Below are 15,089 nucleotides of genomic sequence, written 5' to 3'. Positions count from 1 at the left end.
GCAGTCAGCCAGCGGAATCTGTCGGGAATATCCATATTCGCTATCGCTCCCCCTTCCTTATTCCCCAGACATATCTTATCAAAGACCTGTAATCCCTCTTTCAAACAACTAACGTCCAATTCGGAAGAAAACAGTTTCAATTTATTTTCATTTATTGTATAAAGGGATTTAAGATACTTGCACCGTTTGGAAAACAGTACAATACCTACATTAATAAATTCCTCACGTTCAACCCTGGGGACGAAACGGATGACTGCGTATTCATATAAGTGCCTTTCTTGCATTTTGCGCTTCATTTACAAATGTTTCGGAATGGTTTATCCTTTCTTCTAAAAATTGAATATAAATATCTTTCAGGTCTTGCGGAGTTTCCTGTCCGTCTGTCCAGTTCAGCCAGTCGTCGGGAACTGCATTGACTATTTCCCGGATTTTATCAGAAGTCAGCAGTTGCTTGAACTCAGCATCCACCTCTTCCAATTTATCAGCAAACGGCAACAGCACATGGTCTTTTATCTGCACGAACGGACTAAGCGCATGCTTTTGCCAAGTAGTCCATGAATGGTGAAAATAGAGGGAAGCCCCATGGTCAATCAACCACAGTTCCTTATGCCACATCAGCATATTCGTATTTTTGATAGTACGGTCTACATTGGTCAATAAGGCATCCAGCCACACAATTTGCGAGGCTGTCTTACCGTCTACCTTATGCACAACGGGGTCGAATGTTAATGCTCCCGACAGAAAATGCAGCCCCAGATTCAACCCGCGGCTCCATTGAAGCAAATCCTGTATTTCTTCGTCCGCTTCCGTCCGTCCGAAAGCCTCGTCCAGGTTCAGAAAAACAATCTCCGGTACTCTGAACCCCAACGTACGGGCAATTTCCCCGCCAATCAGTTCGGCAATCAGCGCTTTCGTCCCGTGTCCTGCCCCTCTGAACTTTACCACATACTTAAATTCATCGTCAGCTTCGGCCAAAGCCGGTAATGAGCCCCCTTCCCGCAGGGCAAGAATATATCTTGTGACATTTGCTGTACGTAAATCCATATAACTCCTTTCTTAATTGAGAATAAAGATACAACGTTTTTGTGGAATAGCCGGTGAAAGGCTTCCGATAATAATAGTTTTTTTATATTTTTCGGTTGAGTATATGTAGTCATTACTGCGTATTATATGGGAGAATGATAAATGAATTAAACATGAAACTACTTCGTTTTTTTATATTTGTAATATTGGCTGTCAGTTTATTGCCAAGTAGCATAGCTGCCGAATGGCAGTGGTCCGTGCAGATTTCGGGTATTGTTTCCAACGAGACGAATGACCATCCGCAGGCTTTTTTATGGATACCGTCTGATTGTGTCCAAGTAAAAGGGGTTATGATAGGTACTCATAATATGACGGAAGAAACTTTGTTTGAGAACGCCTTGTTTCGGGAGAAAATGTCTGAAATAGGTCTGGCACTGATATGGATAACTCCGGGGTGGGATCAGAAATGGGACATAACTGCCGGAAGCCAGAAGGCATTTGAACAAATGCTGGATGACTTTGCTTCTGTTAGCGGATATAACGAATTGAAATATGCTCCGATTGTTCCGTTCGGACATTCGGCAATGGCTACCTATCCGTGGAACTTTGCGGCCTGGAATCCCGACCGCACATTAGCCATTATCTCTTTGCATGGAGATGCGCCACGCACTAACCTTACCGGATATGGTCGTGACAATATGGAGTGGGGAAAACGTACGATTGACGGCATCCCTGGATTGATGATTGAAGGCGAATACGAATGGTGGGAAGACCGTGTAAATCCGGCTTTGGCATTCCGTATGATGTATCCTAAAAGTTGCGTCTCTTTCCTTTGCGACACAGGACGAGGACATTTCGATATAGCCGACCGCACCGCTGGTTATATTGCGTTGTTCTTAAAGAAAGCACTGGAATATCGTATGCCTGCAACGTATGATTTGAATAAGCCTGTGGAATTGAAGAAACTGAATCCGCAGAATGGCTGGCTTGCCGAAAGGTGGCATCCGAATCAGAAGAAACGTGCAAAAGCTGCTCCTTATAAAGAGTATAAAGGAGACTCGCACGATGCATTCTGGTATTTCGATAAGGAAATGGCTGAAATGACGGAAGAACGCTATCGCCGGGAGAGAGGGAAGAAACCACAATATTTAGGTTTTGTACAAAAGGGGCAATTACTCACATATAATCCCAAATCCCATGTGAAAGTTGCCGCCCGCTTCCTGCCGGAAAAAGACGGATTGACTTTTCATCTGAAAGCTGTATATACGGATAGCTTGCATACTGCAATTTCTGACGAACATTCGCTCACTTCTCCTGAAATAACCCGTATCTGTGGCCCGGTTCAGAAAGTGAACGACACTACTTTTACTGTCCGTTTCTACCGTATGGGAATGTACAATCAGCGCCGTACGGGAGATATTTGCCTTCTAGCCGGTAATGACGGTGACAAGCACTATAAAAGCACAGTTCAGGAACTTAGTTTCCGGATTCCCTATCGCAATACGGAAGGTAAACGTCAGCATATTCTTTTCCCGGGTCTTGACGATGTGAAGCAAGGCACGGAAACTATCTCTTTACATGCAACTTCCGATTGCGGGTTACCCGTATATTACTACGTGAAAGAAGGGCCGGCAGAAATAGAGGGAAACAAGTTGGTATTTACTCGAATTCCCCCACGCAGTAAGTTCCCGTTGAAAGTGACTGTGGTGGCATGGCAATATGGATTGGCAGGAGAAGTACAGACTGCCGAACCGGTAGAACGAAGTTTTTTCATTTATCCATGAAATATTAAATTCGTATTTTTGCATTGAGTAATAGGCGGAGTCTATTCGTATCCAATAATAAATAAGGATATTAAAAATGATTATGAATAAGAAATCTTTAGTTGCAATCGCATTATTGGCAGTATCGGCTATATCGTCGGCTCAATCTGTGTACCCCGGACAGCACCAGGGGAAAATGAAAAAAGAGACAGTGGCTCCTGTTCGGGTAGAAAGTTTTGATTTGAAGGACGTCCGTTTATTACCGAGTCGCTTTCGTGACAATATGTTGCGGGATTCCGCATGGATGACCTCTATTGACGTAAGTCGCCTGTTGCATAGTTTCCGGACAAATGCCGGAGTCTTTGCGGGTCGTGAAGGCGGTTATATGACAGTGAAAAAACTCGGTGGCTGGGAATCTTTGGACTGTGAGCTCCGCGGACATACTACCGGACATCTGCTTTCGGCTTACGCTTTGATGTATGCTGCTACCGGAAGTGAGATTTTCAAGTTGAAAGGGGATAGCCTTGTCAACGGGCTGACCGAGGTTCAGAACGCTTTGAAAGGCGGATATTTAAGTGCTTTTCCCGAAGAACTGATAAACCGTAATATCCGGGGAAAGAGTGTTTGGGCACCTTGGTACACTTTGCATAAGCTTTATTCCGGCCTGATAGACCAATATCTGTATGCAGATAATCAGCAGGCTTTGAAAACAGTGACCAAAATGGGCGACTGGGCTTATAACAAACTGAAACCACTTAGTGAAGAAACCCGCAAACTCATGATACGTAATGAGTTTGGAGGTGTCAATGAATCATTCTACAATTTGTATGCTATCACAGGAGATGAACGGTACCGTTGGTTGGCTGAATATTTCTACCATAATGATGTAATTGACCCGTTGAAAGAACTTCGGGACGATTTGGGAACCAAGCATACGAATACGTTTATCCCGAAAGTCATAGCCGAAGCGCGTAACTATGAACTGACAGAGAATGAGACCAGCAAAAAGCTCTCGGAATTCTTCTGGCATACTATGATTGACCACCATACTTTTGCTCCGGGATGCAGTAGTGATAAGGAGCATTTTTTCGACCCGAAGAAATTTTCTAAACACTTGACCGGCTATACCGGAGAAACCTGCTGTACTTATAATATGTTGAAGCTTAGTCGTCATCTTTTCTGTTGGACGGGCGATTCATCTATTGCCGATTATTATGAAAGGGCACTATATAATCATATTCTGGGACAGCAAGATCCGGAAACAGGAATGGTCACTTATTTCTTACCCTTACTTTCGGGCTCACATAAACTGTATAGTACCAAAGAGAACTCTTTCTGGTGTTGTGTCGGCAGTGGATTCGAAAATCATGCTAAATACGGAGAAGCTATCTACTACCACAACAACCAGGGAATCTATGTAAATCTGTTTATTCCTTCCCAAGTCACCTGGAAAGAAAAAGGATTAACCCTTCTTCAGGAAACGGAATTTCCGAAAGAGGAAACGACCCTGTTAACTATTCGTGCCGAGAAACCGGTTCGCACTACTGTTTATCTAAGATATCCTTCATGGAGTAAAAAAGCGGAAGTTCTTGTGAACGGTAAAAAAGTGGCAGTAAAACAAAAGCCGGGTTCTTACATCGCTATCACCCGTGACTGGAAAGATAATGACCGTATCTCGGCTACTTACCCGATGCAGATTGAATTGGAAGCCACTCCCGATAATCCGAATAAAGTGGCTTTATTGTATGGCCCGTTAGTGCTTGCCGGAGAACGGGGTACGGAAGGTATGCAGGCTCCCGCACCTTTCTCTAATCCTGCTCTTTATAATGATTATTATACTTATAATTTCCATGTGCCTGCCGATTTGCGTACCTCATTGAAAATAGATATGAAACATCCGGAACGTACTTTGCAGCGTACAGGAAAAGAACTGAAATTTACAACAGAACAAGGAGATGTGATTCGTCCGCTTTATGATTTGCATCATCAGCGTTATGTGGTATATTGGGATTTGCAGTCGAAATAGAAAATTTTAAGAACGAATTACACGAATTACGCGGTTTTATAATTATAATTGCATCAAACAACAACGTAGTTCGTGTAATTTGTGTTTAATACGAAGTTAATAGATAACGAAAATGAAGGGAAGATTATTAATCGTAATTTTTATAAGTATCTGTTTAATTGCAGGTTCCTGCAATGTATCATCCGTACAAGGGAGTCGTTATAACTTCTCTTCATTAGATTCTGTTATTCAAGGCTGGGTGAGTAAAGAGTACTATCCCGGTGCTTCTATTTGTGTAGTAAAGAATGATTCTGTCATTTTTCAGAAGAACTACGGTAGCTATACTCCTGATACAAAAGTATACGTAGCCTCTGCCGGAAAATGGGTGGCTGCTGCTGTTATCGGAGCGGTAGTGGACAGTACTAGTTTGGAATGGGATGACCCTGTGGAAAAGTGGTTGCCGGAGTTTAAGGGAGATGCCAAAGGAAAAATCCTTTTACGACAATTGTTATCTCATACTTCCGGAGTGCGTCCCTATCTTCCTGAACCGCGCGTAGATAATTACAATCATTTGGATTCTGCCATTATTGAGATATTGCCGTTAGATACGGTTTTTACTCCGGGAAGCCGGTTCCAGTATGGAGGGCTTGCCATGCAGATTGCCGGAAGAATGGCGGAAGTGGCAATGGGAAAGGAGTTTGAAACTCTCTTTCAAGAACTATTGGCGCAACCATTGGAAATGAAGAATTCTCATTTTACTCCGATAAATACTGATGGCGGACATGCCCCGATGTTAGGTGGTGGTCTGTGTACTACCTTGAACGATTATATTCATTTCCTATCTATGATTTACCATGAAGGAACGTATGAAGGAAAACGGATACTGACTGCGGAGACAGTAAAGGAAATGCAGGCTAATCAAGTAAAGGATGCCCTTGTTTCTCCCGGGGAATACACGGAAATAGCACTGGGACAGTCGCATACCGGTATCTATGGATTGGGCGAATGGCGTGAATTAATAGATAAGAAGACGGGCGAAGCCTATCAAATCAGTTCTCCGGGTTGGGCTGGCGCTTACCCCTGGATAAATAAACGTGATAGTGTTTACGGCTTCTTTATCGCCCATGTAGTAGGTCCTTCTGCTAAGGAAGACGGTTTTTCTTCGTTCTATGGCAGTCCTGTGATTTCTCGGACGGTTTCGGAGATTGTTAAATAGTCAATATATAGAATAAGCCAAATATTATGAAACAAACTGTTATTGCTATCATCTGTTTTTTGTGTCTTTCGTCATCATATATACAAGCGCAGAAAATAAATCATCCTTCACTCTTATATACTCCGCAACGCATTCAGCAAGTGAAGCAGCGTATGCAGAATGAACCGAAATTGCAGGAAGCCTGGGAAAGCATTAAACAGACTGCCGATGCAGCTTTACAAAAGAATGACTTTAACAAACTGGATTATCTGGCATTGGCTTATCTGATGACAAAGGACAAAAGCTATGCAAATTCAATAAAAGAGATATTGCTGAAAGCTGTGAAAGCCGAAACATGGGGAGATAAGGAAATGCTGGCACGTATCCCGGTGTGGCGCTCACATCTGGGGTTGGCACATAAAAGTTTCTTGTGCGCTATGGGTTATGATGCAGCCTATGATATTCTTTCATCTTCGGAAAAGAAAGAGATTGCCCAAGGCTTAAAACGACTTGCTCTGGAACCTGCATTAGGTGACTGGCTGTTGGAACCGACCCGTATCCACTCATTGAATTCAATGGGGCATAACTGGTGGACTTCCTGCGTTTGCCAAGGGGGATTATTGGCAATGAGCCTTCAAAACGAAATCCCCGAAGCCAGGGAATGGGTGGAGCAACTTCACGAATCTCTTCCCGAATGGTTCGACTTTGCAGGTGATGTATTGCAGCAGAAAGCAAAGAGTTTTGATGAGGCCGGCGGAATGTATGAAAGTCTGAATTACGCCAACTTTGGTATTCAGGAAGCTTTGTTGTTCCGTATTGCGTGGATAAATACGCATCCCGGACAAAGCGCGGGCGATATTCCCCAATTATCAAAACTTCCCAATTACTTTTCGCAAGTATGTTATCCGCGTACCGGCATGCTACATAGTCTTAACTTTGGTGATAGTCATAAAAATGTATCAGCCGAATCCAGCATGATGTTATTGTATGCATTAGGTATAAAAGATCCTGTTATTCTATGGTATATCAGTCAAGTGGAACAAGGACAACATCGTGACGGATATTTTCTGAATCGTCCGATGGGCTTTCTTTATACTCCCGATTTGAGTAAGGCGCCCGCTATACCTCAATTACCGACTTCTCAATTATTTTCTGATTTTGGCTGGGCTACGATGCGCAATTCGTGGGAAAAGGATGCTACGATGCTGGCTGTAAAAAGCGGTCATACATGGAATCACTCTCATGCGGACGCCAATTCCTTTATTATATTTCACAAAGGAGTGGATATTATAAAAGACGGTGGAAATTGCTGGTATCCTAATCCTGCTTATCGAAATTATTTCTTTCAAAACCAGGCGCATAATGTAGTACTGTTCAATGGCGAGGGACAACCCCGTGAGCAGCAATATAGCGGTTCTACTTTGCGGGGATATTTATATCATCTTTTGGATGCGGGAAATGTGAAATATGTCCTGGCTAATGGAACGGGGCCCGTTTCAAACAATTTCAGCCGTAATTTCCGTCATTTTCTTTGGATGGATGATGTGATTTACATGATTGATGATTTAAAGACGCATAAGGTCGGTCGTTTTGAATGGCTGTGGCATACCAACGGGACTTATAAAAAGTCGGGAGTTGACGTGAATGTGACGAATGGTAATTCTTCCGTTGTGATTCGTCCTCTTTATCCCCGTTTGCTTGCTAAGTCCGATTTTGTGCACGATTATCCGGAAGATTTGTATTGGGAAGAAATACAGGCTCCAACTGAAGATCTGAAAGGTACCGAAACTTATTATTCATTCCATTTGCCCGCAGAAGTGAACCGTGTAAAAGGGCTGACAGCTATTATTTTGAAGGATACTCCTGATGAAAAAGATCTGCCGCAAATGGAACGGCGGGAAGGGCAGGACTGGATTGGTCTTCGTATCCGCCACAAAGGTAAAGTGACCGATCTTTATATTAATCAATTAGCAGACGGCAGGCTGATGCACAGCAACTCCTGGATTATGCCGGACGGCTGGATGACAGATGCCTATATGTTTGCAGTCTCTTATCCTGAAGGAACGGAAGCCAAAGACGCCACAGATTTCTTTATCTGCTATGGAAGTGCATTAAGACGTGATAAGGAAACCTATTTTTCTTCTTTGGTCAAGTTGTTTGTCATTCAAAAGGAAGAAGATAAGAAACTCAATCTTTGGATAGACGGACAACCGAAGATAAATGCCAGTTTCAGGAGTAAGAAAAAGCCTGTAAGAGTAGAGGTTAATAATAAGAGAATTCCTGTTGTTTATAAACAATCCCAATTGAGTATAAAGCTGGTAGATTAACACTCATTTTTAATGAGGAATGTGTTTTGTTTTTGTATAAACCTACATAAAATTAGGGATATTTTATGTAGGTTTGCATTGTTTTATCAAATATGAATCCTATGAATAATCTGATACGACATATAACAAGCCTTATATTTATTTCTTTTTTTCTGTCTGCCTATCCGATTTCTTATTCCTTTCGCGGTCTGTCAGAAACAAATGGATTATCTGATTTAACGGTCAGTGCCTTGTATAAAGACTCCGTAGGTTATCTTTGGATTGGAACAGCTACGTCAGTTGAATGTTTTGATGGCTTCCGTTTCAAGCATTATCCGATATTCGGAGATGATGAGAAACTGAAATGGGTGAATGTTATTGCAGAAACGCAAGGCAATCAGATTTGGGTGGGAAACGATATGGGCCTTTGGCGGATAAATAAAGAATCCGGTAAATTAGAACCGTTTGTTACTGAAGTGATAAAATTCGGAGTTCGTTCTTTATTGACCGATGCGCAGGGAACCTTATATATTGGCAGCGAAAAAGGATTGTTTGTCTGCAAAAATAATGAAATGAAGCAGATTACTATCAATGCGGATATGTGGTCATCGGATAATTTCATAGTCGATTTGAATATGGGAGAAAAAGATACATTATGGATTCTGACCCGCTCCAAACTATATTCAATGAATCTGTCTACCCGAAAAATAACTTTATGTCCATACGGTGACAATGATAGACAGGATTATACTTATCGGAAAATGGCACGAATTGGTTCCAGGCTCTATTTAGGAACAATGGAACATGGAGTGGTTGTTTTCGATATATCGACAGGGAAGTTCAGGGATAATTGGATTGATTTGGGATGCAATGTAATTTCCTCTTTGTCGGGTGACGGAAAAGATATACTTTATGTTGGAACAGACGGAAATGGAGTACATTTTGTATCTGTCACGGAAAATAAGGTTATGAAATCTTTCTGCTATGAACCCGGTACTAATGGCGGAATCCGCTCTAACTCAGTCTATTCATTGCTGGTGGACAGAGAAGGATTGATATGGGTTGGATTCTATCAGTTGGGACTTGATTATACACTGTATCAGAGCGGGCTTTTCTCTACCTATTCTTATTCTCCTTATTTTGACTCAAAAGACATACCGGTACGGGCCATAGCTATCAATGAGAATGAAAGATTGATAGGTTCCCGCAATGGTTTGTTCTATGTTGATGAGAAGAATCGGCGTTTTAGGAGTTTCAAGTCACCTCAATTACGCTCTAATATGATAATGTGTATTTACCCGTTTCAGGGAAAGTATTATATCGGTACGTATGGTGGTGGCATGTATATACTGGATTCTTCTACATTAACTATCCGTGATTTTGAACCTTCGGAGACTCCTTTTGTGAAAGGACATGTTTTCTGCATCAAGTCGGACAATGACGGTTGTCTGTGGATTGCCACTTCAATGGGTTTGTATCAGTATAAAGATGGCGAACAACTCAATCACTATACCAGTTCGAACTCCAAACTCCCGGAAGGGAATGTGCTTGATATATGCTTTGATTCTACAGGAAAGGGCTGGATTTGTACGGCTACCGGTTTATGTATCTGGGATCCTTCCACTCGTAGCATAAAATCAGATGTATTCCCCGAAGGCTTTATACATAAAGAGAAAATCAGGACAGTATATGAAGATTCTTCCCACGAACTCTATTTCCTTCCGGATAAAGGCCCCATTTTTATTTCCGATTTGTCAATGACTCATTTTCGAAGACTCCAGCCAGGTACTCTTTTGGAAGGGAAAGACGCCATGTTTATGATCGAAGACCGTGAAGGGTGGCTGTGGATTGGTACGAATCTGGGCTTGTACCGTTATGATAAAAAAAGTACAATTGTTCCTTATACTTTTGTGGATGGATTACCGAGTTCTGTTTTTATTACCTGTTGCCCTGTTATAGATGCTTCGGGAACAATCTGGTTTGGCAATTCCAAAGGATTGATTTATTTGACCAGGGATTTACGTGATATAGATGAAGAAAATAGTTATCCCCTGGCTATCACAGATGTATATGTGAATGGTAAAGAACCTTATCATCCTGCTATACAGAGAGAACAGCATCTCTATAAAGTCTCTTTGGAACCGTCGCACAAGAATCTGACTATCTGTTTCTCCGGATTTACCTATTCCGATCCTGCATATATGTCTTATGAATATAAAATGGAAGGGATGGATGATGATTGGCAGTTGTTAGGTGGTAAATCCGAACTGACCTATTATGACTTGTCTTCTGGGAAATATCAATTCAAAATCCGTCGGATTGGTGAGCCCGGTTCAGAAATCTGTTTATCAGTGACTATTGCTTCCTCTTTTAACGCGACCTTATGGGGAACAATTCTATTATTGATTGCAATAATATGCTTAAGCTATGCTTATTACCGGAGAAAAAAGAACTCTCCGGCTCTTGCGGCGGACGTCATAGAAACCGAGAAACCGATAATTGAAGAAAAATACAGAAAGAGCAATGTGAGTATGGAAGAATGTCATCGGCTGGCAGACGAATTGGATATGTTGATGCAGGAAAAAAGACTGTATGTTAACCCTGATTTAAAGATTGCGGATTTGGCGTCAGTGCTGAACGTCTCTCCATATACATTGTCCTACGTGTTTAATCAGTTCTTGAACAAGAATTATTATGATTATCTGAATGATTACCGCATAGCTGAGTTTAAACGGTTACTTAATGAGGATGAATATTCAAAATATACCTTAAGTGCTTTAGCTGAACTGTGTGGTTTTAGTTCTCGCACTTCCTTTTTCCGCTATTTTAAAAAGACAACTGGAATAACCCCGAATGAATACGTCCAAAGTATAGGACGAACTAATGAAGATTGATTGTCGGAGTCTCATATAATAATTTGAGACTCCAGTTTGTGATTGTATAATTGATTGATTACCAGTAGGTATTACGACTTCTGTTTTCCTTCCAATAGGATGAAATCTATCCGCCCTTTTTTATTGTTTCTTTTCCGTATTTACCATTTATATTTGCCAGCGTAATGATAAACAAAAATCTAAGCAATGGAAAATATAAACATGAAATCCACTCAACTGGTTGCTGACTCTTATAAGAGTTATCATCATTCCGTTTATCTTTATATCTATTATAAAATAGGTAAGGACGAAGAAGCAAAAGATCTGTCACAAGATGTCTTTTTGCGTTTGATGGACTATAAGCAGATATTGCGTCCGGAAACAGTGAAACATTTTATATTCGCGATTTGCCGGAATCTAGTAACGGACTATTTGCGTCGTTTTTACAAAGCTCAAGAAGTAACTTCCTATCTTTTCGACCGGATTCCTACTTGTACCAATGAAGTGGAGAGTCAGATCATTGCCAATAATCTATTGACATGCGAATGGGAGCGCGCCAATCAGCTTCCTGAACAACGTCGGAAGATTTATATCATGAGTCGTTTCGAAAATAAATCCTCGGCTGATATTGCCGCCCAATTGGGAATTTCTTCCCGTACGGTGGAAAACCACTTGTTTATCAGTCGGAAAGAAATCCGTGAGTATATCCAACAGTGTATCTAATATTAGAATAAATAGTATAAATGTTAGTTTTAAATTTTATGTATATGAAAAAAAATCTCTTCAGATTCTCATCGAGAAGATTTCTATTCTCTACGGTGATGGCCTCTGCCCTTGTAACAGGTGCTCCGCAGGCGGTATTTGCCTATGTGGGAGAAGTACAGGCTGTTTCGCAGACTGGGACAATCAAAGGTAAAATCGTGGATTCCTATGGAGAACCTGTTATTGGTGCCAATGTCAAGGTGAAAGGCACTACCAATGGTACGATAACGGATATGGATGGAAACTTTACTTTGAATAATGTATCAGGTGGTACGTTGGTGATTTCTTTTATTGGTTATAAGACGTTGGAAGTTTCTGTAAAAGGGACGAATCTGGCTAAAATTATCATGCACGAAGATACAGAGGTGCTGGATGAGGTTGTCGTGGTAGGTTATGGTACTCAGAAAAAAGAATCGTTGACAGGCTCGGTAACAGTGGTCGACCAAAAACTTTTTAAAGACAAAGGTACGGTGCCCAATCCGCTTTCGGCTATGCAAGGTCAGGTTCCGGGCTTACGCATCACCCGATCGTCGGCTGCTCCTGGTGAAGAAGGATGGGGTGTCTCAATTCGTGGCTCTGTCTCGAAAAACAAGGTAGAACCTCTCTTGATTATTGACGGTGTACCAGCCAGTGGTGTGAGCGAGATGGCTCAACTCAATGCCGATGATATCGAAACCATTAACTTTCTGAAAGATGCTTCGGCTGCTATTTATGGCGCAAAAGCAGCGGGTGGTGTGATTTTGGTAACTACCAAACGTCCCGATGCCGGCAAAACCAAAGTGGAATATAGTGGTTCGGTTACACGTAAAATTGTGGGTTTACAGCCCCGCATGATGAGCATGGACGAATGGACGGACGGTGTGCTCCAAGCCCGTTTGAATGACGGCTATGGCGAAGATGACAACTGGGTACGTTATGCCCGTTTGGCTAAAGCGATGAAGGGGAGTTGGATTAATCTGCATGGTGGAAACAACCCCGATGAAGATCCCATTCCGGGAGGATTCCGTGGTGTGGCCGATTTTGTGTTTCACGATATGAACTGGACTGATGTGCTTTGGGGAAATGCCACTTCTACCCAGCATAACCTCAGCGTAAGCGGAGGTTCGGAAAAATCGACCTACCGACTTTCGTTGGGTTATTTGAACGACCAGGGGACGTTGCAATGGGGGAACAACTCGAACGAACGCTATAACGTACGTTTATTCAACAGTTTCAAGATAAACAACCGTATCAGCTTGGAAACCAACATGTCAGCTAGTCGTCAGCATCAGGTGGCTCCTACACAGATTGGTAGTATATTAGGCAGTAGCATACCACAGCCAGGGCTACCGGTTTCGACTATTGATGGCAAACCGTATGCGTGGGGAGGCATTCATACCCCTAACTGGTCGGCCGAATTGGGTGGTGACAACAAACTTGTGGTGACCACAATGAATGTGAACGAGATTTTGAAAGTGAACATTTTGGATGGTCTTGATTTTCAGGGAACTTTGGGATACTCAACGAACAATGCGGCCCGTGACGAACAATATCTTTCGATTGATTGGTATCAATACGACGGTACACCGATTCAAAATGAGAACTCTCCCTATCCCGCAAAAGAAAAATCATCGTATACTAAAAGTTCTGCGCGTACCGACAATTACACGGCATCAGCTTTCCTCACTTATAAGAAATTATTTGATGAGGTTCATGACATATCGCTTATGGGAGGTGTGCAATACGATTATGCCGCTTACGATTATAGCGGCACCAAAGCAATGGACGTAGAAGCGGCAATCGAATCGCTTAACGGTAAAGGACAAATTTACATAGACAAGGTAGACCGTTGGGAGGAAGCCATTCTCTCTTATTTCGGTCGCTTGAATTATAATTACAAGTCGAGATATATGGTTGAAGTGAATGCTCGCTACGACGGTTCTTCGAAATTTTTGCCCAAGAACCGCTGGAACTTCTTTTGGGGCGCATCAGCTGGATGGCGTATCACTGAAGAGAAATTCATGGAGAACTTGCGTGACTATGTGAATGAACTGAAACTACGTGCCTCATATGGTGAGGTAGGTAATCAAAATGGTATTGGACGCTATGACGGCATCCAACTTTACAATTACAAATCGAACAGTGGCGCTTTGTTGGGCAACTCGAAAGGAACCTATGTGGAATCTGCCGGACTGGTGAGCACCATGCGTACTTGGGAACGTATCTACAACTATAACTTGGGGATTGACTTCGGATTCCTCAACAATCGCCTTACAGGTACGTTCGAGGTCTTTAAAAAGAAAAACGACAATATGCTGGTTTCGCGTCTGCACCCCGGTGTATTGGGTGGAACTGCTCCCAGTACTAATAGCGGTAAGTTTGAGGCCAATGGTTACGATGCCAGCTTGACTTGGCGTGACAAGATAGGCGGTTTCAACTACCACGTTGGCGGTACGTTAACCTATATGACCAACAAACTAGTCGATGGAGGTAACATCGTGGTGAGCGCAGGTTATAACGAAGCTGTGAATGGCTACCCACTCAACTCGGTATTTGGTTACCGCTATGTGGGCAAGGTACAAAACCAAGACCAACTGGACTATTATGTGGACAAATATGTGGGCAGCAACTCTATCGCTCTACCTGCCAACTTGCGTTTGGGCGACCACATGTATGAAGATGTGAACAAAGACGGTAAACTGACACAAGACGACCTTGTATTTCTTGGTTCCGACGACCCAAAATATTCGTTCTCGTTTAATTTCGGATGCGAGTGGAAAGGATTTGATTTCAATACCGTGTTCCAAGGTGTGGGCAAGCGTACCATTTATCGTGAAATCGACTCTTGGAAAGTGCCTTTCAAAGCTATTTGGCTGAACACTACCAACCAGTCGGTAGGTAATGTATGGAGTCCTGAAACTCCCAATAACCATTTCCCTACTTATTCAAACAGTAATGACATCAATAACTACAACTACATTCCTTCTACCTGGTCGGCCGATAACGGAGCTTACCTGCGTCTCAAAGAGATTGTACTAGGTTACACATTGCCAAAGGCATGGATGAATAAGAGCGGTTTTATCAGCAACCTGCGTATTTATGTATCGGGCGCCGACACAAGCAACGCTATCCGTTTAACCGCACCGTGACTTTCGGTGTGAATGCCATATTCTAATTTTTATT

7 protein-coding genes and 2 pseudogenes are annotated in these 15,089 nt (G+C 42.3%); 7 read left to right on the top strand and 2 right to left on the bottom strand.

What is annotated here, in order from left to right; all coding sequences use genetic code 11:
* Both BHV72_RS00710 and BHV72_RS00705 read right to left on the bottom strand, forming a co-directional pair.
* Positions 1 to 284 (bottom strand): DUF3037 domain-containing protein (locus tag BHV72_RS00710; RefSeq protein WP_286853551.1); only part of this gene is annotated, 284 nt, incomplete at its 3' end.
* Complete coding sequence (locus tag BHV72_RS00705) at positions 262 to 1,044, bottom strand: HipA family kinase (RefSeq protein ID WP_286853550.1); 783 nt, start codon at positions 1,042 to 1,044, stop codon at positions 262 to 264. The genes BHV72_RS00705 and BHV72_RS00710, both read right to left, overlap by 23 nt.
* A gap of 152 nt (positions 1,045 to 1,196) precedes the next feature.
* Between BHV72_RS00705 and BHV72_RS00700 the strand changes: the two genes are divergently transcribed.
* From BHV72_RS00700 to BHV72_RS00670, 7 genes and pseudogenes are all read left to right on the top strand, one after another.
* A complete protein-coding gene (locus tag BHV72_RS00700; protein ID WP_122264935.1) occupies positions 1,197 to 2,807 on the top strand; it encodes a hypothetical protein in 1,611 nt (536 codons plus the stop codon).
* Between the two features lie 82 nt (positions 2,808 to 2,889).
* Positions 2,890 to 4,812 (top strand): glycoside hydrolase family 127 protein, encoded by a 1,923-nt coding sequence (locus BHV72_RS00695; RefSeq protein WP_286853546.1) that lies wholly within the window; start codon positions 2,890 to 2,892, stop codon positions 4,810 to 4,812.
* A 112-nt stretch (positions 4,813 to 4,924) separates the two neighbouring features.
* A pseudogene (locus BHV72_RS00690) lies at positions 4,925 to 6,004 on the top strand (serine hydrolase domain-containing protein); the annotation flags it as partial.
* Between the two features lie 29 nt (positions 6,005 to 6,033).
* Positions 6,034 to 8,313 (top strand): heparinase II/III domain-containing protein, encoded by a 2,280-nt coding sequence (locus tag BHV72_RS00685; RefSeq protein WP_286853544.1) that lies wholly within the window; start codon positions 6,034 to 6,036, stop codon positions 8,311 to 8,313.
* 101 nt (positions 8,314 to 8,414) lie between these two features.
* On the top strand, positions 8,415 to 11,186 hold the full coding sequence (locus BHV72_RS00680; protein WP_286853542.1) for a two-component regulator propeller domain-containing protein: 2,772 nt from the start codon (positions 8,415 to 8,417) through the stop codon (positions 11,184 to 11,186).
* A 186-nt stretch (positions 11,187 to 11,372) separates the two neighbouring features.
* Entirely contained in the window at positions 11,373 to 11,888 is a 516-nt protein-coding gene (locus BHV72_RS00675) for a sigma-70 family RNA polymerase sigma factor (protein ID WP_008021644.1), read from the top strand.
* Between the two features lie 44 nt (positions 11,889 to 11,932).
* Positions 11,933 to 15,081: pseudogene (locus BHV72_RS00670) on the top strand (SusC/RagA family TonB-linked outer membrane protein).
* Positions 15,082 to 15,089: the final 8 nt, after the last annotated feature.

The organism is Bacteroides sp. 43_46 (assembly GCF_001915455.1).
Lineage (GTDB): Bacteria > Bacteroidota > Bacteroidia > Bacteroidales > Bacteroidaceae > Bacteroides > Bacteroides caccae.
This window is presented reverse-complemented; position numbering and strand designations above follow the sequence as displayed.

Coding starts and splice junctions, on each gene's coding strand:
- BHV72_RS00675 (WP_008021644.1), top strand. CDS start 11,373: ATGGAAAATATAAACATGAAATCCACTCAACTGGTTGCTGACTCTTAT.
- BHV72_RS00705 (WP_286853550.1), bottom strand. CDS start 1,044: ATGGATTTACGTACAGCAAATGTCACAAGATATATTCTTGCCCTGCGG.
- BHV72_RS00685 (WP_286853544.1), top strand. CDS start 6,034: ATGAAACAAACTGTTATTGCTATCATCTGTTTTTTGTGTCTTTCGTCA.
- BHV72_RS00680 (WP_286853542.1), top strand. CDS start 8,415: ATGAATAATCTGATACGACATATAACAAGCCTTATATTTATTTCTTTT.
- BHV72_RS00700 (WP_122264935.1), top strand. CDS start 1,197: ATGAAACTACTTCGTTTTTTTATATTTGTAATATTGGCTGTCAGTTTA.
- BHV72_RS00695 (WP_286853546.1), top strand. CDS start 2,890: ATGAATAAGAAATCTTTAGTTGCAATCGCATTATTGGCAGTATCGGCT.